The organism is Micromonospora sp. NPDC023814 (genome assembly GCF_040639595.1).
Lineage (GTDB): Bacteria > Actinomycetota > Actinomycetes > Mycobacteriales > Micromonosporaceae > Micromonospora.
Map to the genome: position 1 here is coordinate 56,690 of NZ_JBFAAF010000005.1, position 22,007 is coordinate 78,696.

Annotated in this window: 20 protein-coding genes; 12 read left to right on the top strand and 8 right to left on the bottom strand. The window is 73.7% G+C overall.

The window, feature by feature from the left end; genetic code table 11:
• Positions 1-33 precede the first annotated feature (33 nt).
• The 5 genes from AB0G14_RS03905 (at position 34) to AB0G14_RS03925 (ending at position 3,590) form a co-directional block, all read left to right on the top strand.
• A complete protein-coding gene (locus AB0G14_RS03905; RefSeq protein ID WP_357693451.1) occupies positions 34-864 on the top strand; it encodes a hypothetical protein in 831 nt (276 codons plus the stop codon).
• 72 nt (positions 865-936) lie between these two features.
• Complete coding sequence (locus AB0G14_RS03910) at positions 937-1,641, top strand: hypothetical protein (protein WP_357693453.1); 705 nt, start codon at positions 937-939, stop codon at positions 1,639-1,641.
• A complete protein-coding gene (locus tag AB0G14_RS03915) occupies positions 1,638-2,447 on the top strand; it encodes an SDR family oxidoreductase (RefSeq protein ID WP_357693455.1) in 810 nt (269 codons plus the stop codon). The genes AB0G14_RS03910 and AB0G14_RS03915 overlap by 4 nt, the downstream gene beginning before the upstream one ends.
• Before the next feature lie 168 nt (positions 2,448-2,615).
• A complete protein-coding gene (locus AB0G14_RS03920; RefSeq protein WP_350685601.1) occupies positions 2,616-3,155 on the top strand; it encodes an orotate phosphoribosyltransferase in 540 nt (179 codons plus the stop codon).
• A 57-nt stretch (positions 3,156-3,212) separates the two neighbouring features.
• Positions 3,213-3,590 (top strand): metalloregulator ArsR/SmtB family transcription factor, encoded by a 378-nt coding sequence (locus AB0G14_RS03925; RefSeq protein WP_007073957.1) that lies wholly within the window; start codon positions 3,213-3,215, stop codon positions 3,588-3,590.
• A 58-nt stretch (positions 3,591-3,648) separates the two neighbouring features.
• On the opposite strand, the gene AB0G14_RS03930 is transcribed toward AB0G14_RS03925, so the two are convergent.
• From AB0G14_RS03930 to AB0G14_RS03945, 4 genes are all read right to left on the bottom strand, one after another.
• Positions 3,649-4,362: a VTT domain-containing protein gene (locus AB0G14_RS03930; protein WP_357693458.1), complete on the bottom strand. Its 714-nt coding sequence runs from the start codon at positions 4,360-4,362 to the stop codon at positions 3,649-3,651.
• 134 nt (positions 4,363-4,496) lie between these two features.
• Positions 4,497-7,022, bottom strand: coding sequence for a polynucleotide kinase-phosphatase (locus AB0G14_RS03935; RefSeq protein ID WP_357693460.1), 2,526 nt, complete (start codon positions 7,020-7,022; stop codon positions 4,497-4,499).
• Entirely contained in the window at positions 7,019-8,452 is a 1,434-nt protein-coding gene (locus AB0G14_RS03940; protein WP_357693462.1) for a 3' terminal RNA ribose 2'-O-methyltransferase Hen1, read from the bottom strand. The genes AB0G14_RS03935 and AB0G14_RS03940 overlap by 4 nt, the downstream gene beginning before the upstream one ends.
• Before the next feature lie 318 nt (positions 8,453-8,770).
• Positions 8,771-10,315: an LPXTG cell wall anchor domain-containing protein gene (locus tag AB0G14_RS03945; RefSeq protein WP_357693464.1), complete on the bottom strand. Its 1,545-nt coding sequence runs from the start codon at positions 10,313-10,315 to the stop codon at positions 8,771-8,773.
• A 180-nt stretch (positions 10,316-10,495) separates the two neighbouring features.
• Here AB0G14_RS03945 and AB0G14_RS03950 point away from each other — a divergent pair, with 180 nt between their 5' ends.
• Together AB0G14_RS03950 and AB0G14_RS03955 are read left to right on the top strand one after the other, a co-directional pair.
• Complete coding sequence (locus AB0G14_RS03950) at positions 10,496-10,981, top strand: SigE family RNA polymerase sigma factor (protein ID WP_357693466.1); 486 nt, start codon at positions 10,496-10,498, stop codon at positions 10,979-10,981.
• On the top strand, positions 10,978-12,039 hold the full coding sequence (locus AB0G14_RS03955; RefSeq protein WP_357693468.1) for an LCP family protein: 1,062 nt from the start codon (positions 10,978-10,980) through the stop codon (positions 12,037-12,039). Before AB0G14_RS03950 ends, AB0G14_RS03955 begins: the two co-directional genes overlap by 4 nt.
• Before the next feature lie 4 nt (positions 12,040-12,043).
• On the opposite strand, the gene AB0G14_RS03960 is transcribed toward AB0G14_RS03955, so the two are convergent.
• Entirely contained in the window at positions 12,044-12,256 is a 213-nt protein-coding gene (locus AB0G14_RS03960) for a hypothetical protein (protein WP_357693470.1), read from the bottom strand.
• 127 nt (positions 12,257-12,383) lie between these two features.
• Here AB0G14_RS03960 and AB0G14_RS03965 point away from each other — a divergent pair, with 127 nt between their 5' ends.
• Positions 12,384-12,767, top strand: a complete 384-nt coding sequence (locus AB0G14_RS03965) for a phage holin family protein (RefSeq protein ID WP_357693472.1) — start codon at positions 12,384-12,386, stop codon at positions 12,765-12,767.
• 152 nt (positions 12,768-12,919) lie between these two features.
• Complete coding sequence (fbaA, locus tag AB0G14_RS03970) at positions 12,920-13,945, top strand: class II fructose-bisphosphate aldolase (protein WP_357693474.1); 1,026 nt, start codon at positions 12,920-12,922, stop codon at positions 13,943-13,945.
• Positions 13,946-14,011: 66 nt separating this feature from the next.
• Here the strand turns inward: fbaA and AB0G14_RS03975 are convergent, their stop codons facing one another.
• Positions 14,012-15,277 carry a hypothetical protein gene (locus AB0G14_RS03975; RefSeq protein ID WP_357693476.1) on the bottom strand — a complete coding sequence of 422 codons (1,266 nt, stop codon included), beginning with the start codon at positions 15,275-15,277 and terminating at the stop codon, positions 14,012-14,014.
• Positions 15,278-15,633: 356 nt separating this feature from the next.
• Between AB0G14_RS03975 and AB0G14_RS03980 the strand changes: the two genes are divergently transcribed.
• Positions 15,634-16,062 (top strand): DUF3151 domain-containing protein, encoded by a 429-nt coding sequence (locus AB0G14_RS03980; RefSeq protein WP_357693478.1) that lies wholly within the window; start codon positions 15,634-15,636, stop codon positions 16,060-16,062.
• 57 nt (positions 16,063-16,119) lie between these two features.
• On the opposite strand, the gene AB0G14_RS03985 is transcribed toward AB0G14_RS03980, so the two are convergent.
• Positions 16,120-18,432 (bottom strand): chromosome partitioning protein, encoded by a 2,313-nt coding sequence (locus AB0G14_RS03985; RefSeq protein WP_357693480.1) that lies wholly within the window; start codon positions 18,430-18,432, stop codon positions 16,120-16,122.
• A gap of 25 nt (positions 18,433-18,457) precedes the next feature.
• A complete protein-coding gene (locus AB0G14_RS03990; protein WP_357693482.1) occupies positions 18,458-19,606 on the bottom strand; it encodes a hypothetical protein in 1,149 nt (382 codons plus the stop codon).
• 123 nt (positions 19,607-19,729) lie between these two features.
• Between AB0G14_RS03990 and AB0G14_RS03995 the strand changes: the two genes are divergently transcribed.
• Both AB0G14_RS03995 and AB0G14_RS04000 read left to right on the top strand, forming a co-directional pair.
• Positions 19,730-21,016: an adenylosuccinate synthase gene (locus AB0G14_RS03995; RefSeq protein WP_357693484.1), complete on the top strand. Its 1,287-nt coding sequence runs from the start codon at positions 19,730-19,732 to the stop codon at positions 21,014-21,016.
• 312 nt (positions 21,017-21,328) lie between these two features.
• A complete protein-coding gene (locus AB0G14_RS04000; protein WP_357693486.1) occupies positions 21,329-21,991 on the top strand; it encodes a VWA domain-containing protein in 663 nt (220 codons plus the stop codon).
• Positions 21,992-22,007: the final 16 nt, after the last annotated feature.

Here is a 22,007-nt window from a genome sequence, read left to right on the forward strand (position 1 = left end):
ACGGTGTGACCGCGATCTTAGGGAGGGAGAATCATGGTCGATCCCCACAACACGCCGGCCCGCACCCGGCCGGGTGTGGTGACCATTTCCACGTATCTGCTGTGGCTGTTCGCGCTCACCCAGCTCATCGGCGTCATCATCACGCTGTCCACTCTCGGCACCGTCTCCAGGGTGCTCGACGAGGCCTACCGGGGCACCGAGGCCAACGGCGTGCAGAACCTGGCGGACATCACCAAGGTCATCACCATCGTCAGTGCCGTCATCCTGCTCCTGCTCGCGGTGGTGCTCGCCGTACTGGGCGTGTTCAACAACCGGGGCAGCAACGGGGCGCGGATCACCACCTGGATCATCGGCGGCATCCTGGTCTGCTGCGTGGGCGGCGGCCTGGCCAGCGGCCTGGCCGGCGGCGGCTTCGGCGGCACCGGCCAGACGACCGGCAACGGGCCGAGCCCGGAGGAGGTCCAGCGTCGCCTCGAGGAGGCGCTGCCCGGCTGGGTCAACCCGGTCTCCACGCTGGTCGCCGTGATCGGGCTGCTCTCGCTGCTCGCCGCGCTGATCCTGCTGGCGCTGCCGAAGGCCAACGAGTTCTTCCGCAAGCCGAAGCAGGCGTGGGAGCCGCCGGTCCCGGGCGCGGCCTACCCGGGCCACCCGCAGACGTCCGGCGAGCCCGGCTACCCGCAGACGCCGGGGTATCCGCAGGCACCCGGCCAGCCGCCGGCACCGGGCCAGCCCGGCTACCCGGCTCCGGGCGGCCAGCCACCGTCCTCTCCGTACGGCGGGCACCAGGGTCAGCCGGGGGCGACCCCGGGTGGCGAGCAACCCGGCTCGGACCGCCCCGGTCCGACGCCGCCGCCGGTGAGTTGACCGGTCGATAACAGCGACGCCGACGGTCCCTCCGAGTAGGTTGCATCCCGACGCCTACCGGAGGGACTCGTCGTGTCGTACCCCGATCGGGCACCGGCCCGTCGCCCGGCCGTGGTCACGCTGGCCGTGGCGGCGCTGGTGCTGATGGCGGTCGCCGCCCTGGCGTACGCCGTCGCCGGCGCGGCGACCCTCGGGGGCACCGTGGACCGGTTCCGCGACGCGGCCGGGGACACTTCGGCGGGCCCCGACCAGGTCGACCGCATCGTCACCCTGCTGCGCGTGTCCACCGTGCTCACCGTGGTGGTGAGCCTGCTGGCGGGGCTGCTCCTCGCCGGCCTGGCCCTCGGCCTGCGGGCCGGCCGCTCCGGCGCGCGCACCGCGACCTGGGTGGTGTCCGGCCTGGGCCTGATCCTCGGCTGCTGCGCGCTGGCGGTGCTGGTCGGCCAGCGCGCCGCCCCGCTGCGACTCGGCGAGGACGACCGGGCGACGGGGGAGCTGCTGGGCCTCGTCGACGACGCCCACCCCTCCTGGTGGATTCCGTTGGGCGCGGGGCTTTCCGTCGGCCAGGTGCTCGGTTACCTTGTGGTAGCAACGCTGCTGGCCCTGCCGGCGGCGAACGCCTGGTTCCGCCGCCGACCAGCGGCACCCGCCCCGCAGCAACCCACGCCGCCGCCCGCACCGCCCGCCGACCCGCAGCAGCCCGCACCGCCGCCCACCCAGCACTCGTGGCACCAGCCGCCCGCGCCTTCGTACCCGCCTAGTGAGGATCGCCCGTGACGCTCGACCAGCCGACCACCGGGCGGCGGGCCCTGGTCACCGGCGCGACCGCCGGCATCGGCGCCGCCTTCGCCCGCCGGCTGGCGTCGGACGGCTGGCACCTGGTGCTCGTGGCGCGGGACGCCGCCCGGCTGGCCGACACGGCGGCCGAACTGACCGCGCGGCACGGCCGGGAGGTCGAGACGATCCCGGCCGACCTGTCCACCGACGACGGTTGCGCGGCCGTGGAGCGGCGGCTGGCGGAGGGGGCGCCGGTCGAGTTGCTGGTCAACAACGCCGGCATCAGCCTGAACACCCCGTTCCTGCGGTCGTCCGTCGAGGACGAGGCGCGGCTGCTGCGGCTCAACGTGCACGCGGTGATGCGGCTGACCCTCGCGGCCCTGCGTCCGATGACGGAGCGGCGCCACGGGGCAGTGATAAATGTCTCTTCCGTGGCGGGTTTCGGGGCGGTCATGCCGGGCTCGACCTACTCGGCCAGCAAGGCGTGGGTCACCAACTTCAGTGAGTCCGTCGGCCAGTCCGCGCGGCCGTTCGGCGTCCGCGTGATGGCGCTCTGCCCCGGCTACACGCGGACGGAGTTCCACGAGCGGGCCGGCATCAACATGTCGAAGACCCCGGAGTGGATGTGGCTGCGGGCCGACGACGTGGTCGACGAAGCGCTGCGTGACCTGCGCAAAGGCAAGCTGGTCAGCGTCCCCGCGTGGAAGTACAAGCTGGCCGTCGCCGGTCTGCGGCACGCGCCCCGGCGGCTGCTGGAGGCGGTGGCCCGCGACACCCGGGGCCGCATCGGCCGCGACGGCGGCTGACCGCCGCAACGGGGCCGCGCCGGGCCGCCGGTCGGCGTCGATCGCCCGCCCCACCGGCTGAACGGTCGCTCAGCGTAGCCGGCCATCGCCATCCATCGGTCGCTCCCACGGTTGATCCGGGTGGACCCGCCACGCGGCTCCCAGACTTGCGCAGTACCCTCTACCCCCATGGGGGACCACGACGACCTGCGTAAATTCATTACCGACCTGGCGGTGGTCCACGGCCGGGTGGTGCTCTCCTCCGGGCGCGAGGCGGACTGGTACGTCGATCTGCGTCGCGTCACGCTCCATCACCAGGCCGCCCCGTTGGTGGGCCGGGTGATGCGCGAGCTGACCGCCGACTGGGACTACGACGCGGTGGGTGGCCTGACCCTGGGCGCCGATCCGGTGGCGATGTCCATGCTGCACGCCGCGTCCGCGACTGATCATCCGTTGGACGCGTTCGTGGTCCGCAAGGCGGGCAAGGCGCACGGGCTCCAGCGCCGGATCGAGGGACCGGACGTGGCCGGCCGGCGGGTGCTGGCGGTGGAGGACACGTCCACCACCGGGGGGAGTGTGTTGACGGCGGTCGAGGCCCTTCGTGAGGTCGGGGCCGAGATCGTGGGTGTGGCGGTTATTGTTGATCGAGGCGCCGGCGACGCGGTGAGAGCTGCCGGACTGCCTTATCGGGCGGCCTATACGTTGGCTGACCTCGGCCTTGTGGCGTAAAAGTCTGCCGATTCGGATCTGCTGATATGCAGGCGGATCGATGCTGCTGGTGGAAGGATGGAATACGTGGGAACTGCGTTGGCTGAAATGACCATGCCTCAGATCTCGCCGCTTGCCGGCGAGCCGATCGAACGTGCCGATGCCGAGCGTCTCGCCGGGGTCCTCAAGGCCCTCGCCGACCCCGCTCGACTGCGGCTGCTCAGCCTGATCCAGTCGGCGCCCGAGGGCGAGGCGTGCGTGTGCGACCTGACCGCGCCGCTCGGCCTCTCGCAGCCGACGGTCAGTCACCACCTGCGCATCCTCACCGAGGCCGGCTTGCTGGAGCGGGAGAAGCGCGGTGTCTGGGCCTACTACCGGCTGGTGCCGACCGCGATCGCCACGATCGCGGATCTGCTGACCCCGCCGCGCAAGCGCGCCACCAAGAAGGCTCGCTGACCCGTACCGATCGTCCGGTGCCATCCCCCACCGGGGACGGCACCGGACGGCCGGCCGCTCAGTGCTTGCCGTAGTGCTCGCGGGTCTCGCGGATCGCCTCCTCGGCGGCGGCCCGCTCCTGCGCGGTGGTGCCACGCCTGGCGGCCATCCGCGCCCGCAGCAGCTCGACGGCGATCGGGACGACCGAGATCGCCACGATGGCGATCAGGATCATCTCGATGTTCGCCTTGACGAACGGGATCTGGCCCAGGAAGTAGCCGAGCACGGTCACGCCCGTGCCCCAGAGGACGCCGCCGATCACGTTGTAGATGACGAAGGTGCGGTAGTTCATCCGGCTGACCCCGGCCACGATCGGCGTGAACGTCCGCACGATCGGCACGAAGCGGGCCAGCACGATGGAACGCGCGCCGTACTTCTCGAAGAAGTCGTGCGCCTTCAGCACGTTCTCCTGCTTGAACAGTTTCGAGTTCGGCCGGCGGAACAGCGCCGGGCCGACCTTGCGGCCGAACGCGTACCCGACCTGGTCGCCGGCGATCGCCGCGAGGGTGATCAGCAGGCAGACCAGCCACAGCGGGTAGGTGATGTACTTCCCGTCGGCGGTGAGCAGACCCGCCGTGAACAGCAGCGAGTCGCCCGGCAGGAAGAACCCGATCAGCAGGCCGGACTCGGCGAAGACGATGACCAGGATGCCGATCAGCCCGAACGTCGAGATCAACACCTCTGGATCGAGCCAGCTCGGCCCCAGGGCCAGGGTGGTGGTGGGCGTCGGCACGAGGTGACCTCCGATGGATGCCGGTCGGGGACGGAACGTCCGTAGTCTAGGTGGCTCCCCGGCGTGCCGGTGCTCGACGTCACACCCGCGCCCGCCCGCCGTCCCGACCGGGGCCGGGACGGCGGGGACCGTACCTACAGCCGGGGGTCAACCGGCTCGGACTCGCAGGCCAGGATCGCGAAGACCAGCTCGTGCCGGCGCCACAGCGGCGCACCGGCGACCAGCGCGTTCAGCGCCGCCAGCCCCAGCCCGTGCTCGCGCAGCGCCAGCCCCCGCTTGCGCCCCAGCGACCGGCGGCGCAGCGCGGCGAGCTGCTCCGGCTCGTCGTACCCGGGGCCGTAGATGATCCGCAGGTACTCCCGGCCCCGGCACTTGATCCCCGGCTGGAGCAGCGAGCCCCGCTCGGAGCGGGCGGCCGGACCGGCGTACGGCTTGACCACCATGCCCTCGCCGCCGGCCGCGGTCAGCTCCAGCCACCAGTCCGTGGCCGCCGCCTCGGCGGCGGGATCGGCCAGGTCGACCACCTGTCGACGGGTCGGGGTGAAGAACTCCGGGTCGGCCGCGCAGAGCCGGTCGGCCAGCCCGAGGTGCCAGCCGTGGTCCCGGTCGGCGTAGCTGGCCTTGGCCCCGGCGAGCACCGTGAACGGGGCCAGGGTCACCCCGCGCAGCCCGTCGGTCGGCCCCACGTACGCCCGGTAGGCGTCCGAGTAGGCCACGATCTCGTCGCGTCGGCGGGCCATCCGGTCGTGCAGGTCGCCCACGGGCAGGCCCCGACCGGCGGCGGCCTCCAGCGCGGCCAGCGCCGCGGGCAGCGCGGCCCGGCCGGCGGCGCCGACCCCGGCGTACTGCTCGCGGATCAGCCCGCCCGCCTTCGCCGACCAGGGCAGCAGCTCGCAGTCGAGCAGCAGCCAGTCGGTCTCCAGCTCGGCCCAGAGCCCCGCCCCGTCGACCGCTGCGCGCACCCGGTCGAGCAGCCCGGTGTCGAGCGGCTCGCCGAAGAACGGCCGGCCGGTGCGCGTGTGCACCACCCCGCCGCCCGGGCCGAACGGCCCGCCGTCGGGCTCCCGGCAGAGCTGCACCACCGCCCGCGAGCCCATGTGCTTCTCCTCGCAGACCACCCGGTCCACGCCCGCCGCGCGGTAGTCGGCGAACGCCTGCGCCGGGTGCTCCAGGAAGCCGCCCACCGTCGCCGTCGAGCAGGGCGTCATCGTCGGCGGCAGCCAGGCCAGCCAACGCGGGTCGACCGCGAACCGGCTCATCACCTCCAGCGCCGCCGCGGCGTTCTCCGCCGGCACGGTCAGCGACCCGTACGCGTGCTCGATGTGCCGCCGGCCGGTCACGTCGGTCAGCTCCAGCACCTGGTCGGGTCGGGCCGGGGCGGCGGTCAGCGGGCGGGCCGGGGCGTACCACTCCCGCTCCGCCGGCACCGAGAGCAGCTCCTTCTCCGGGTAGCGCAGCGCGGTGAGCCGGCCGCCGAAGACACAGCCGGTGTCGATGCAGATCGTGTTGTTCACCCACTCCGGCTCCGGGGTGGGCGTGTGCCCGTAGACCACCATCGCCGAGCCCCGGTACTCCCGCGCCCACGGGTAGCGCACCGGCAGCCCGTACTCGTCGGTCTCGCCGGTGGTCTCGCCGAACAGCGCGAAGGCCCGCACCCGGCCCGACGCGCGGCCCTGGTACGCCTCCTTCAGCCCGGCGTGCGCGACCACCAGCCGGCCGCCGTCCAGCACGTAGTGGCTGACCAGGCCGTCGACGAAGGCCGCCACCTCGGCCACGAAGCTGTCCGGCTCCGCCGCGAGCTGGGCCATCGTCTCGGCCAGGCCGTGGGTGAGCCGCACGTCCCGGCCGCGCAGCCGGCGCAGCAGCTTCTGCTCGTGGTTGCCGGGCACGCAGATCGCGTGCCCGGCGGCGACCATGCCCATGACCAGGCGGAGCACGCCGGGGGAGTCCGGGCCGCGGTCCACCAGGTCACCCACGAAGACGGCGGTACGCCCCGCCGGGTGGGTCGCGTCGACCGGCCGGCCGTGCTCGTCGCGGCGCAGCTCCCAGCCGAGCCGGGTGAGCAGCGCCTCCAGCTCGGCGCGGCAGCCGTGCACGTCACCGACGACGTCGAACGGCCCGGTCAGCTCCCGCCGGTCGTTGAACAGCTTCTCGTAGCGGATCTCGGCGGCGTCGATCTCGTCCACGCCGCGCAGCACGTGCACCTTCCGGAAGCCCTCGCGGGCCAGCTGCCCGTACGACCGGCGCAGGTCACGCTGCATCCGGGCGAGCACCTGCCGGCCGAAGGTGCGGTCGGCGCGGCCCTCGGTGCGCTCCCAGGCCAGTGCCTCGGGCACGTCCAGCACGACGGCCACCGGCAGCACGTCGTGCTCGCGGGCCACCCTCACCAGGGCGGCCCGGGCGTGCGGCTGGAGGTTGGTCGCGTCGACCACGGTGAGCCGGCCCCGCCGCAGCCGCGTGGCGGCGACGTGGTGCAGCGCGTCGAACGCGTCGGCGGAGGCCGACTGGTCGTTCTCGTCGTCGGCGACCATCGCCCGGAACGCGTCGGAGGAGAGCACCTGGCTGGGCGCGAAGTGCCGGCGGGCGAAGGTGGACTTGCCCGAGCCGGAGACGCCGACCAGCGCGACCAGGGCCAGCTCGGGGATGTCGAGGGTGGTCATCGGCTGTTCTCCTGGCGGGTGAGCACGGCGAGCTGGGTGGGGGCGCCGACCTCGGGATCGTCGTCGCCGACCCCGCCGATCGCGGCCGAGTAGCCGTAGGTCGCGGCCACCCGGTCGACCCACGCCGCGAACTCCGCGCGGGTCCACTCGAACCGGTGGTCGGCGTGCCGGAACCGCCCGGCGGGCAGGCCCTCGTAGCGGACGTTGTACTCGACGTTGGGCGTGGTCACCACGACGGTGGCGGGGCGGGCGTGACCGAGGACGGCGTCCTCCAGCGCCGGCAGCCGGGGCGGGTTGACGTGCTCGATGACCTCCATCAGCACCGCCGCGTCGTAGCCGCGCAGCCGGTCGTCCCGGTAGGTCAGCGCGGACTGCCAGAGCCGGACCCGGTCCCGCTGCCGCTCCGGCAGGCGGTCCAGCCGCAGCCGCCGGGCGGCCAGGGTCAGCGCGTGCGAAGACACGTCGGTGCCGACGATCTCGGTGAACCGGCGGTCGCCGACCAGCGCGGCGAGCAGGGCGCCCCCGCCGCAGCCCAGGTCCAGCACCCGGCTCGCGCCGGACTCGACCAGTGCCGCGAGGACGGCCTCCCGCCGCCGCGCCGCCAGCGTCGGCTGGCGGAGGGTGGGCTCGTCCACCGTGTCGGGCTCGGCGGCGGCCGGCTCGTCGGTCAACCGCTGCTCGGCGAGGCGGGCGAGGGCCAGCCCGGCCAGCGCCCGCCGGTGCGCCAGGTAGCGGCGGGTGATCATGCCCCGCTCCGGGTGGCCGGCCAGCCAGCCCTCGCCGGCCCGGAGCAGCTTGTCCACCTCGTCGGGCGCCACCCAGTAGTGCTTGGCGTCGTCCAGGACCGGCAGCAGGACGTAGAGGTGGTTGAGCGCGTCGGCGACGCGCAGCGTCCCGGTCAGGGTCAGGTCGACGTACCGGCTGTCGCCCCACTCCGGGTGCCGCTCGTCGAGCGGGATCGGGGTCGCGGTCACCGCCCAGCCGAGCGGGCCGAACATCCGGGCCGCCACGTCCGCGCCGCCCCGGCAGCGCAGCACCGGCACCCGCACCTCCAGCGGGATCGGCGTACGGGCCAGTTCGGGGCGCTCCCGGGACTCGCCGCGCAGCGCGGAACGGTACACCTTGGACAGCGCCGAGGAGAGCAGGCTGGACGCGGCGTACGGCCGGTCGTTGACGTACCGCCCGAGGGTGAAGCCCTCCGGGGGCGTCGCCTGCTGCCGGCCGCGACCCTTGCCCCGCGCGCCGGCCAGCCGCAGCGGGTCCACGTCCAGCAGCAGGGCGGCGGTGCAGCGCTGCTCGCCCGCCTCCGGGTAGAACACGTGCGCGGTGCCGACCGGCACGTCGAAGGTGTGCGCGCGGTCGGGGTGCTTGACCAGCAGGTGACCGAGGTCGGTCGCCGGGCGGTGGGTGGTGGTCAGGGTGAGCAGCACGCGCCCATGGTGTCAGTGTCTTCGATCTTGCGTCGTCCCGTTTTTGTCTCGGGGTGGTTTCCGGGGGGAGCCCCACCCGCTCCGGGCGGTCAGGCTTGATCCCTGCGCGGGTGGGGCTCCCCCCGGAAACCCGTGGTGGTCCGGCGTCGTCGGAGGGCGGCGGGTGGCTCGGGCGGTGAGGACGCGTGCTGCCGGGTCGGAATCGGGGGGCGGTGGGCCGGGAATCGGGGGCGTGTGCCGGGGTGGTGTCGGGAGTGGGTGGAGACGGCGGTGCCCCGCCGACCGGGGGTCGGCGGGGCACCGGTGGTGCGGGGAGGGTCAGGCGACGAAGCGGGTCCGGCGACGCTTGGCCACCAGGTAGCCGCCGACGCCCGCCACGAGCAGCAGGCCGCCGATGCCGGCGATCAGGCCGGTGGACTCACCGGTGATCGGCAGCTCGGGGTCGTCACCGCCGCCGCCCTCGCCGCCGGTCGCACCCTTGATGACCAGCGCGGCGGTGTCGTTCCTGGGTTCCAGGTCGACGACCTGCCCCGGCTCGCCCGGGCCGAAGTGCAGCAGCTTGACCGAGCCCGGCGCGCCACCCACCTTGTCGATCCGCAGACCGAACTCGAAGACGGCCGCCTCGCCCTTGCGGCGCAGCTCGAACCACTCGCAGAAGTAGACCCGGCCGCCCGGCTCGCCGTACCAGCCGGTCGGCTCCTCGGCCGTGCCCGGCGAGCACTGCTCCGGCGCCTTCACCACGGTGGCGCCGGCGGGGACGGTCACCAGGGCGCCGGTCAGGAGCTCGCCCGGGCTGTACGAGTTGATCGCCGCGGGCCCGTTGTTGACGAAGCCGACCTTGGCGGTGACCGTCCCGCCGGCTGCGCCGGTGACCTCCGCACCGGTGGCGGCGACGTCGGCCCGCTGGTCACCGGTGACGGTGGCGTCGATCCAGCTGACGTTGTTCGTCGTGTCCTTGTCGGTCTGCTTCACCGCGCGGGCCCGCGACGCCGGTGCCGGCACCAGCGTCATCGCGCTTCCGCTGCCCTTCTCCCAGTCCGCGCCGGAGAAGTCACCGATGAACTCCTCCCAGTCACCCTTGGCGAACCAGATCGCCTGGCCGTACTGCCGGCCCGGCGCCCAGGCGTCGGAGGCGATCGTCAGGGCGGACGAGTCGTCGAGCTGGAGAGCGGCTCCCGGCGGAAGCTCCTCGTCGAAGTGGCACTGGGCGAGGTTGCTGCCGAACTCCGAGAGGTAGGAGCAGTTCGAGTGCCGCCGCGCCGGGGCGAGACCAGGGGTCATGGCGAGGAGCAGCACCGTGCCGCGCGCAGGTCGGTCGCCGATGTTGGCCACCGTGAGCGGCGCCTTGACCGTGGCGCCGGGGTCGCCGGCAAACTCCAGGGAGCGCTCCGTCTTCAGGTCGACGCCCTCGCCGACCTCGATGGTGGATCGTGCGGTGGCGGTGGGGCTTCCCTTGGCCGCCACGCTCAGGACGAGCTCGCCCTTGTCGCCGGGTGCGGCGGCATCCTTGGCGGTGACGGTCAGGTTGACCAGGTAGTCGGTGATCTCGGTGCCGTCGAGGGCGCAGGTGATGACCGCGTCGGCCTCCTTGCAGCTCGACACCCGGTCGCCGAGGACGACCGTGGCGAAGCCGTCGACGTCGCTGCGGTCGATGGTGAGGGTCAGCTTCTCGGGCAGCGTCTCCGCAAACGCGTACAGGGTGACGGACCTGGCCTCGCCGCCCGGCGCGACCAGCGCGTTGTTGGCGTAGAGGAGAAGCTCGTCGCCGGGCTCTTCGGCGACGGCGGGGCTGGCGGAGGCGGCGACGAGCGCGCCTGCGACGCCCAGCCCGGCCAGCCAGCGCCGGGTGGAGTGCGTGAACATGTGGGGGTTCCCTCCCGTGGGGGGTGCCAGGAGTGGCCAGCGGATCTTAAGGAAGCCTTAAGGCACGCCGCTGCCCTGGCCCGCCGCTGAGAGCCAACATCGACCGAACGGCTGACCAGGATCGCCGCAACGTTCCGCCCGCCCGGACCCGTCATCTGGGGCAGGAGCCCGGGAGGTGCAGTGACGTACGAGGAGTTCGCCGACTCGCGGCTGGCCGCGCTGCTGCGGTACGCGGTCATGCTGACCGGCGACCCGCACCAGGCGCAGGACCTGGTGCAGGACACCATGGTCCGGGTCCAGCTCAACTGGCGTCGGGTGGCTCGGGCCGACTCGCCCGAGCGCTACGTCCGCCGGATGCTGACCAACCAGTACGTCGACTGGCGGCGGACCTCCTGGATGCGCCGGGTGCTGCTGCGCGCCGAGCCCGACGACGCGGTGCCGGTGCCGGCCGACCACGCCCAGCACGCCGTGGACCGGGACCAGGTCTGGTCCTGGCTGTCCGGGCTGCCGCGCCGGCAGCGGGCCACCCTGGTGCTGCGCTACTACGAGGACCTGCCCGACGCGGAGATCGCCGACATCCTCGGCTGCGCCGTCGGGACCGTCCGCTCGTCCATCTCGCGCGCCCTGGCCACCCTGCGGGCGGAACACGTGGAGGCCTGCTCATGATCGAGGACGACCTGCGTGCCGCCTTCGCCCGGCACGAGGCCCTGACCCCGCCCGTCGGTCCGCTGCGGTCCAGGATCGACCGGCTCGCGGCTGCCCGTCGCCGTCGCCGCCTGCGGCTCCGGGCCGGCGGTGCCGCGCTGGCCCTGCTCGGCGTGCTGGGGATCGGGCTACCACCGTTCACGCCCGACCGGGTCGCCGAGGACGCCACGCTGTTCGCCGCGCCCGCCGGCTCGGCACCGACGGGCGCGCTGAACATCCTGCTGCTCGGCGTGGACGGCTCGGCGAAGGAGCCCGCCCGGCTGGCGGACTCCGTCCTGCTGGTGCACATTCCGGCGGACCGCAGCCGGCCGTACCTCATCTCGCTGCCCCGCGACCTGGCGGTGCCGATTCCCGGTCACGGGACCGACAAGCTCAACGCCGCCTTCCGGCACGGTGCCGGCGACGGCCGGCCCGACCTGGGGCGCGGCTACGAGCTGACCCGCCGGGTGGTCACCGACCTGACGGGCGTACGCGTGGACGCCGGCGCGGTGCTCACCTACCCGGTGTTGCGCCGGCTCACCGACGAGTTCGACGGCGTGGAGGTCTGCCTGCCGCGCGAGGTGCGCTCCATCCACACGAAGCGGGTCTTCCCGACCGGCTGCCAGCGGCTCGACGGCGCCGCCTCGGTCGACCTGCTGCGGCAGCGGCGGGGACTGCCCGAGGGCGGGCTCGACCGGGACCGGCACGCGCAGCTGTTCGCCGCCGGGCTGATCCGTCGGGCCGGCGAGCAGGGGGTGCTGACCAGTCCGGTCAGGCTCTTCGCCCTGGTCGACACCATCGGCGCGGACCTGGTCGTGGGCGGCGACGGTTCGCCACTGGTGGATCTGCTGAAGGTGCTTCCGGATCTGAAGTCCGTCGACCCGGTCGGGCTCAGTCTCCCGGTCGGGCCGCCGGAGGGCCTCGGCTGGCGGCTGCCACCGGATCCGAAGGAGGCCCCGGCGTTCCTTGCCGCGTTGCGGGAGGACCGGCTGGCGCAGTGGGCGGCGCGGAATCCGGGTCAGGTCAACCGCACCCGTTGACGGATCAGCGGTAGTCCTCCTCGTCGGGGGCGACCACCCGGGCCTGCTCCATGGCGTCCCAGTCGTTGATCTCCAGGCCGCGATGCGGCTCCACGTCGGCCTCGCCGGGGTCGACCACGGCGGCCTGCTCGACCGCGTCGGCCGGTTCCGCCTCCATGTCGCGCTCCTCGGGGCTGAGGTGGTCGCCGGGGGCGAAGTCCTCGTCGGGCTGACCCATCGGTCCCTCCCGGGATCTCGGCGGACGGTTACCCCACACACCGTACGGGCTGCGCCCGCCCGCCGCTCGGAAGCCGAGTCGACCGAATCACCCCACCGGTCGCCGCCCCCGGTGCCAGGATGATGCCGTGGGCTTCCTGATCAGGCTGGCGATCACCGCGGTCGCGCTGTGGATCACCACGCTGATCGTGCCCGGCGTCGAGGTGACCGGCCGCTCCGGCGCCGACGACGCGCTCACGCTCGTCGTCGTGGCGTTGATCTTCGGCGTGGTCAACGCGCTGCTCAAGCCACTGATAAAGGTGTTCGGCTGCGTCTTCTACCTGCTCACCCTCGGCCTGTTCGCGCTGGTGGTCAACGCCCTGCTGTTCCTGCTGACCGACCGGATCGCCCGGGCGCTGGACCTGCCGTTCCAGGTGGACGGCTTCTGGGCCGCGTTCTGGGGCGCCATCGTGATGGCCGTGGCCACCTGGCTGATCAGCGTCGTCGTGCCCGACAGGTGGGGGGAGCGGTGAGCGCCGCGACCGGCCTTCGGGCGCGTACCGGGTCGGTTGTGCCGGCGCCCCTCTTCTACGGGATACTTCCGACGGTGGACAGCGCGGTCCGGCGCACCCAAGGACAACAGCGGCCGGCGACGGCCGACAGCGGTAAGTAAGGAGCGTTCGACATGCCCATCGCTTCCCCCGAGACCTACGCGGAGATGCTGGACCGCGCCAAGGCCGGCCGGTACGCGTACCCCGCGATCAACGTGACGTCCTCGCAGACCCTGAACGCGGCGCTCAAGGGCTTCGCCGACGCGGAGAGCGACGGCATCATCCAGGTCTCGACCGGTGGCGCGGAATACCTCTCCGGACCCTCGATCAAGGACATGGTCACCGGCGCGGTGGCGTTCGCCGCGTACGCGCACGAGGTGGCCAAGAAGTACCCGGTCAACATCGCCCTGCACACCGACCACTGCCCGCAGGAGAAGCTGGACAAGTTCGTCCGCCCGCTGATGGGCATCTCGCAGGAGCGGGTGAAGCGCGGCGAGGAGCCGCTGTTCCAGTCGCACATGTGGGACGGCTCGGCCGTGCCGGTGGCGGAGAACCTGGAGATCGCCGCGCAGCTCCTCGACGAGGCCGCCAAGGGCAAGATCGTCCTCGAGATCGAGGTCGGCGTGGTCGGCGGCGAGGAGGACGGCGTCGAGAACGCCATCAACGAGAAGCTCTACACCACGGTCGAGGACGGCCTGGCCATGGTGGAGGCGCTCGGCCTGGGCGAGAAGGGCCGCTACATGGCGGCGCTGACCTTCGGCAACGTGCACGGCGTCTACAAGCCGGGCAACGTCAAGCTCCGCCCGGAGATCCTCAACCAGATCCAGGAGGCGGTCGGCGCCAAGTACGGCAAGGAGAAGCCGCTCAGCCTGGTCTTCCACGGCGGCTCCGGCTCGCTGCTGTCGGAGATCCGCGAGGCGCTCGACTACGGCGTGGTGAAGATGAACATCGACACCGACACCCAGTACACCTTCTCCCGCCCGGTCGCGGACCACATGTTCCGCAACTACGACGGCGTGCTCAAGGTCGACGGCGAGGTCGGCAACAAGAAGATGTACGACCCGCGGGTCTGGGGCAAGGCCGCCGAGTCCGGCATGGCCGCCCGCGTCGTGGAGGCCTGCGAGCACCTGCGCTCGACCGGCACCACGCTCGCCAAGTGACGCGCTGACGCGTACCGCCGGCGGCCGGCTCCCCACCGGGGGCCGGCCGTCGGCGTGTCCGGCCCGTCAGGCCGCCGCGGTGAGCACCCGGATGGCCTCGTGGACGTCGTCGGTGAGGTGCACGGTGGCGGACAGGTCGCCGAACGGCGAGGCGCCCAACAGCGGTCGCAGCAGCGACTCCACCGGCAGCTCCCGCGTCCAGTACGCGCGGTCCAGGAAGACGTACGCGCCGCTGGCCCCGTCGGTGCCGTAGTAGGTCTTGGTGGCCGCCTGGAACACCTCCTGCACGGTGCCGGCCCGGCCGGGCGCGAAGACGATCCCGCCCCGGGCCAGCCGCAGGATGGTGTCCTCCCGGATGGCGTTGGAGAAGTACTTCGCGATCCGGCCGGCGAACAGGTTCGCCGGCTCGTGCCCGTAGAGCCAGGTCGGGATGGCCAGCCCGCCGGCGCGTGCCCAGTCCACGTCGCCGCCGGCCAGCGTGGCCGAGTCGACGCGGGAGACGCTGGCGGGGTCGGCGGCCCGGGGCCGGGGCGGCGGCACCGGCTGGCCGTAGCGCTCCCGGACCAGCAGCGCCGCCGCCGTGTAGCGGTCGTGGTCGGTGAAGTCCGGCGCCCCGGCGAGCAGGTCGATCGCGGCGTCCAGGTCCTCGACCGGCCGCAGCGCCAGGAACGCGCCCAGGTTGGCGGCCTCCATCACCCCGGGCCCGCCGCCGGTCACCACCAGCCGGTCGGCCCGGGCCAGCTCCCAGCCCAGCACGGCCGCCATCCGGTACGGCGCGCTGCCGCGCGGCACCGCGTGCCCGCCCATGATGCCGACCACCGACTGCGGCCCGTGGGTGGCCAGCCAGGCGCGGGTGGCGTCGGCGAGCGCGTTGTCCACGCCGTGGTCGTGCAGCCGCTGGCCGAGCGCCTCCTTCACCTCCGGCAGAGCCCCGCCGTGCGCGCGGAAGTGCTCGTAGACCCGGGTGTCGTACATCCCGGCGAAGCCGCCCTCGGTGAAGCCGGCGGCCAGGTCCTCCGGGGTGTAGAGGTGCGAGGGCTGGGTCGGGTAGGGCAGCCCGGAGAACGGCGGCACGACGTTCGCGCCGCGCCGGACCAGGTCGGCGCCGACCTCGCGGGAGGCGAAGCGGCACCCGACGAACAGGGTGCCGGTCACCTCGATCCCGGTGAGGTCGGGGACGGGTGCGAGGTCGAGCCGCAGCCCCTGCACGGTCAGCCCGACCAGGCTGCCCGTGGCCAGGCGCCGGTCGAACTCGGCGCGGGTCTCGATCTCGTCGGTGCAGGTGTGCGGCTCGATGACGTCCGCGGGTGGTGGGGTCGGCACCCTCGCCATCCTGCCCCGCCCCGGCAACCGGCCAAACCTGCGGGGGTGGCCGGGCGGTCGGCAGACCCGGGCCGGCGGCCGGGCGGTGCGGACGCCGTGCGGTGCCGATGGCGACGTCGGCGGCACCGGGCCGCTCGGCTCGTCGGGGAACGCGCCGGGTCTGCCCGGAACGGACAGGAGCCCGGCGGCCGCGGCCACCGGGCTCCTGCACAACCCGGTCCTGGGGAGGCTCCGGACCAATAGTTGTAGTGGAAAACATCTGCCGGTGGCATAGGCCGCAGGCGTGACCAACTCCTCAGCCGTTCAGACAACCGGCTCGCCCAACCCCCTCGCGCACCCGCGGGCGAAGCGGGTTGAATGGGACGATGCAGAACCTGTTGCCGGAACCACCGGCCACCCTCCTCCCCGCGCACGACGAGGCCGACGCCGCTCTGGCCGCCGCCGAGCAGGCCGGCAGCGACGAGGCGTACGCCGAGGTGGCGGCGCGCTTCCCGACCTACAGCGCCGGCTGGGGCGCGCTGGCGGCGCGGGCCCTCGCCGCGGGCCAGGTCATCCCGGCGTACGCCTACGCGCGCACCGGCTACCACCGCGGGCTGGACCAGTTGCGCCGCAGCGGCTGGAAGGGGCACGGCCCGGTGCCGTGGTCGCACGAGCCGAACCAGGGCTTCCTGCGCTGCCTCTACGTGCTGTCCCGTGCCGCCGACGAGATCGGCGAGGCGGACGAGGCGGCCCGCTGCGCCCAGTTCCTCCGCGACTGCGACCCGGCCGCCGCGGACGCGCTGGCGAGCAACTGACCCGCTCCGACGGCCGGCCCGACGCGTTGCGGGCCGACCGTCGGGCTGTCCCGGGTCCTACAGCCCCTCCGCGACGGCGGCGGCGATCTTCAGCCAGGCGTCCCGGGTGGCCGAGGAGAGGGCCGCGTACCGGATCGGCTCGCCCGTGTCGATGAGCCGCTCGTACGGCGCGAGCAGCACAGCCCGCGTGCGGGCCGCGAAGTGCTCCTGGATCGCCGGCAGGTCGATCTCCTTGCGTGAGGGCGGCATGGAGACCACGGTGACCGCCTGCCGGACCAGCCGCTGCCGGCCGCTCTGCTCCAGGTGGTCCAGCATCCGCGCGGCCGTCTCCGCCGAGTCGTTCCGGGCCGACATGGTGACCACCAGCTGGTCGGTGGCGTCCATCGCGGCCTGCCAGTTCTGGGCACGCACGTTGTTGCCGGTGTCCACGAAGATCAGCTTGTAGAACCGGCTCACCACCTCGCGGATCTCGGCGAACGCGGCGGCGGTGAGCATCTCGCCGCCGGTGGCCGACTCGTCCGAGGCGAGGACGTCGAACATCCCCTCGCCCTGCGACCGGACGTACTGCGACAGGTCGCCCACCCGCCCGTGCGCGCCCTGGAACTGGCCCAGGTCGCGCAGCATGTCCCGCACCGTACGCGAGTGGAAGTCCTGCTGGGCGCGCATCCCCAGGGTGCCCTGGGTCTCGTTGTTGTCCCACGCCAGCACGTAGCCCCCGCGCTTCTGGCCGAACGTCATCGCCAACAGCAGGATGGCCACCGTCTTGCCGGCGCCGCCCTTCGGGTTCACCACCGTCACCTGACGCAGCCCGCCGAAGTTGCGGCGCACCATCTCGATGTCCCGCCGCAACTCCTGCTCGTGCCGCCCCGGCGGGAGCCGCAGCCCCACCAGGTTCGCCACCGCCCGTACGCCCATCGTGGCCACCGGGTCGGCGGGCCGGACCTGGCGGCGGCGGGCGAAGTCCTCGGCGGTCGGCGGCGCGGCGATCGCCGGGTTCCAGCCCGGGTCGGGCTGGGTCGGCGGCACCGCGGTCACCCCCTCGGCCGGCTGGTACGCCTGCTGCTGTGCCGGGCCGGCGGCTCCCGGCGTGCCAAGGGGCCAGGCCGACGGATACCAGCCGGGCTGGGGCGGGTACGGGCCGGGCGGCGTCGGGGCGGCCTGCTGCGGCGGGACGGTCGTCTGCGGTGGGTGCGGGACGGTCGTCTGCGGTGGGTAGGGGCCGGACGGTGTGGCCTGCGGTGCCCCCGCACCGGGCCCGAGGTCCCCCGCCGGCCCGGCCGACCCGCCATGTCCAGGGCTGCCCGGCTGGGGCACGCCCTGCCCGGTCGTACCGTGACCGGTCGCGCCTCCGCTCGGGGGCGCCGCTCTGGCGGCACCGCGGTACGTCGGGGGCACCGGCTGGGCGGCACGGTGGTTCGTCACGGGTGCCGGCCCGTCGGCTCCGGCCGCCGGTGCGGGTTCGACGGCGGCCGGTGCGGGCCGTTGCGGCGGCTGCGCCCACGGGGACTCGGCCGACCCGCGCGCCCCGCCGCCGTTCGCCGCGCCGCTGCTCGCCGCCGCGCCGCTCGTCGGTGCGCCGCCTCCGCTCCCGGCGCTGCCAGCGACCGGAACCCCGCTCTTCGCAGGGCCGGCACCGGTCGCTCCCGAGTCGGCGGCGACCTCCGGCGACCGCTCGCTGGCGGCAGCCCGGTCGGTGGCTGAGGGCTGGGGAATCGCGGTCGGGCGCGTCACCGGGACGGGTGCGGCCGGCTGGTCCAGGCTGAAGGGCGTGTCGAGGTCGACCCGGGTGGGGGCGGGCTGGGGAGACCGGGGAGCGGGCACACCGGCCCCGGCACCCCCGGCCGCCTGTCCACCCGCCCCGACGGCCGGCCCGGTTCCGGCGATGCCCGGGGCGCTCGTGCCCGTGCCGGGCGGGACCGCTGTGCCCGTGCCGGGCGGGACGGCCGGGTCGCTGGGCGGGGCGACAGCTTCCTGTGCCGGCGGGGCGGTGGGCCGGGTGAAGGGCGTGGGCGGGGCCCAGCCCTGGCCCGAGGGGGCGGGTGCCCGGCCGGAGGCCCTGGCCGGCGGGGGTGCCCAGCCGGTCGTCGCGGCCGGCGGCGCGGTCGTCGCCGGGCCGCCGGTCAGGGACGGGTAGTCGGCGGGCGAGGGCGGGGCGGCCGGCCGGCCCTGCGGCGGGACGGGCGACGTCGGTGAGCTGGTCGACACCCACGGCGGGGCGTCGGCGCCGTCGATCTGGTCGGGCGGCCAGAGTGGTTCGATGTCCCGCTCCGGCACCGGCGGCTGCCCGGGCACGTGGACCCGGTCGGCGTTCTCGTCCACTACGGTTCCTCCCCATTCCTTCTGCCGAGGATAGGCCCAGTGGCCAGCCATGGTCGGCCGTCGCGGGACGCCGAGGTCAGCTTGTCCAGACCGCCCAGGCGCCCGGCTCGGTCCACCAGGACCGCTTCCGGCTCAGCTCGCCCTCGGCCCCGTCGTCGAGGTACGGGACCCTGCCCTCGCGGGGCAGCACGGACACGGCCCGCCCACGGGCGCGGCGCACCTCCAGCCGCATCCGCTTCCTGCCGAACGCCGAGCGGGTGACCACGGGAACCGCCACCGCCACCTCGACCAGCCCGTCGTTCGGTTCGGGATTGCCGAGCAGTGTCACGTCGTCGAGTCGGGCGTACCCGCCGGCGTTGCCGATCGCGCAGGCCAGCAGCGGGTCGTCGCCGTTGGAGAGAACGGCGTCGTCCACCTCGACCCGCCCCCGCCAGTGCAGCGGCCGGCCGCTGTCGTCGGCGGCGCCGATCAGCGCGCCGTCCAGGGTCACCGAGCCGCCGTCGTTGCGCAGCAGGTCGAGCCGGCGGGCCGTGCCGTCCAGCACCGCGGCGGCCACCGCCGCCGGGTCGCGGGGCAGCCCGAGCTGCGCCGCCAGGTCACGGTGCGTCGTGCTCCGCGCCGGATCGAGCGGGAGTACGCCGATCGGCGGCAGGTCCGGCACCGTGCGGTTGCCGGGGAGGTCGTCGGGACGGCGGCTGGGCGGTGGGGCGTACCGCCGGACGAGCCGGCGCACGACGGCGCGCAACTGCGCGTCGCTGGCGGCGGCGACCACCAGCCGGATCTTGGAGTCCGGGTCGGGCCAGGTGAGGCCGTCCGGGCGGGGCGGCCCGTCGAACCGGGCCAGCACGTCGTCGATCTCGGCGTCCGAGCGGGCGGTGACCGTCTCCACCCGGGCGCCCCGGGCGGTGAGCGCGTCCGCGCAGGCCAGCACCGGCACCCGGGGGGTGTCGCAGCGCTCCCCGGCCTTCCCGCCGTGCCGGTCGCCGGTCCCGCAGACGTCGGCCGCGTCACGTGCCGTCGCGCCCCCGTCCGCTGTCGCCCCGGCCCCGGTCTCGGCCTCGTGCGCCGTCGCCCCGGCGTCGGCCTCGGCTCCGTTCGCCGTCGCCCCGGCCCCGGTCTCGGCCTCGTGCGCCGTCGCGCCGCCGCAGCAGGCACCGCCGCTGCCGCAGGCCCCGCCGGGCGCGTCGCGCTCCGAGCCGAGGGTGAGCAGCACCACGTCGTACACGGAAACGGCCTCCTGCCTCTCGACGCGACCCCTGCCGGCCGCGCCGTCACTACTTGTTAGCCTGACACCCCGGGCTCGCTGACCGGTCGCCACCTGGCACCCGAGCCTTCTGGAGGCGAGAAGATGCCAGCGATCGTGCTCCTCGGCGCCCAGTGGGGCGACGAGGGCAAGGGCAAGGTTACCGACCTGCTGGGTGAGCGGGTCGACTACGTCGTGCGCTACTCCGGCGGCAACAACGCCGGCCACACGGTGATCACCCCGGACGGCCAGAAGTACGCGCTGCACCTGATGCCGTCGGGTGCCCTGTCACCGAGCGCGATGATCGTCATCGGCAACGGCGTGGTGGTCGACCCGAAGGTGCTGCTGGCCGAGATCGACGGGCTCGCCGAGCGGGGCGTGGACGTCAGCCGGCTGCGGATCTCCGGCGACGCGCACCTGATCATGCCGCACCACCGGGCCCTGGACCGGGTCGTCGAGCGCTACCTCGGCAGCTCCCGGATCGGCACCACCGGCCGGGGCATCGGCCCCGCGTACGGCGACAAGGTCGCCCGGATGGGGATCCGCCTGCAGGACCTGCTCGACCCGGGCATCCTGCGCAAGAAGCTGGAACTGGCGCTGCGCGAGAAGAACCAGCTTCTGTTCAAGGTCTACAACCGCAAGGCGATCGACGTCGACGCGACGATCGAGGAGTACCTGGAGTACGCGGAGCGGCTCAAGCCGTACATCGCCGAGACCCGGGTCATGCTCTGGGACGCGCTGGACCGTGGCGAGACGGTCCTGCTGGAGGGTGCCCAGGCCACCATGCTCGACATGGACCACGGCACGTACCCCTTCGTGACCTCGTCGAACCCGACGGCCGGCGGGGCGTGCGTGGGCGCCGGCATCCCGCCGACGGCGATCAGCAAGGTGATCGCGGTCAGCAAGGCGTACACCACCCGGGTCGGCTCCGGGCCGTTCCCGACCGAACTCTTCGACGACAACGGCCAGCACCTGCGCAAGGTCGGCCACGAGTACGGCACCACCACCGGCCGGGAGCGCCGCTGCGGCTGGTTCGACGCCGTCGTCGCCCGGTACGCCTGCCGCCTCAACGGGGTCACCGACCTGGTGGTCACCAAGCTGGACGTGCTGACCGGCCTGCCCAAGGTGCCGATCTGCGTCGGTTACGAGATCAACGGCAAGCGTTACGACGACATGCCGATGACCCAGACCGACTTCCACCACGCGACTCCGATCTACGAGGAGCTCGACGGCTGGTGGGAGGACATCACCGAGGCGAGGACCGAGGCGGAACTCCCGGAGAACGCCCGCCGCTACATCGCCCGCATCGAGGAACTCTGCGGCACCCGCGTCAGCGTGGTCGGCGTAGGCCCCGGCCGCGAGGAAAACGTCCTCCGCCACCCCCTCCTCTGATCCTTCACCCGTCCCCTCGCCGGGGAGCTGCCGGCGGTTCGGCTCCGAACCGCCGGTAGCTCACGGGAGCGTCTCCGGCTCCCGGTCCGGCGGTGCGTTGGTGTCGGAAGGCTTGCCGTACCACTTTCGTGCCGTCCTGTCCGTCCTCGTGCTCGTGCTGACGCAATGACGACAGTCGGTCGATTTGTCGTTGACATGATCGACCGGCTTCGCGATCCTGTCGTGTTGCTTCCGCCCGAGTTCACCGGAGGACCGACTGTGATCGGCGAAGAATCGACGCGATCGAACGAGCCGCCGCCCGCCGAGCCGATCATGAATCTCCGGCCCCGGTCGTCCACGCCCCGTCCGCTTCCGGTGCTGGTCCTCGCCGACGCCAGCGGCAGCATGGCCGAGGACGACAAGATCGGCGTCCTGAACCGCAGCATCGCCACGATGTTCCGGGACTTCGCCGCCCAGGACTCCCCGCGCGGGCTGATCCACGTCGCGGCCATCGTGTTCGCCGGCGAGGAGGCGTACCTGCACCAGCCGATGACACCGGCGCCCTCGGCAACCTGGACGGACCTGCAGCCGTTCGGTCGCACGCCGATCGGCGCCGCGCTCTCGCTGGCCACCGACCTGCTCGCGGACGACGGGGTCGTCCCCGCCCGCGCGCTCACGCCGACGGTGATCCTCGTGTCCGACGGCAGGCCCACCGACGACTGGCAGCCGGGCATGGAGAGGTTCCTCGACTCCAGGCGCGGCCGGGCGGCCCTGCGGATCGCCGTCGGCATCGGTCAGGACATCGACGACGAGGCGCAGCATGTACTGGAGACCTTCGTCGCCAACCCCGCGCTGCCGGTCTTCCGGGCGGAGGACGTCAGCCGCATCCCGCAGTTCTTCCGCTGGGTGACCATGCGGGTCACCGAGCGGGTCCACAGCGTCAAGCCGGACACCATTCCGCCGCTGGATCCCCAGGAACTACAGGACCTGATCTGACCCCGGCTCACCCCAG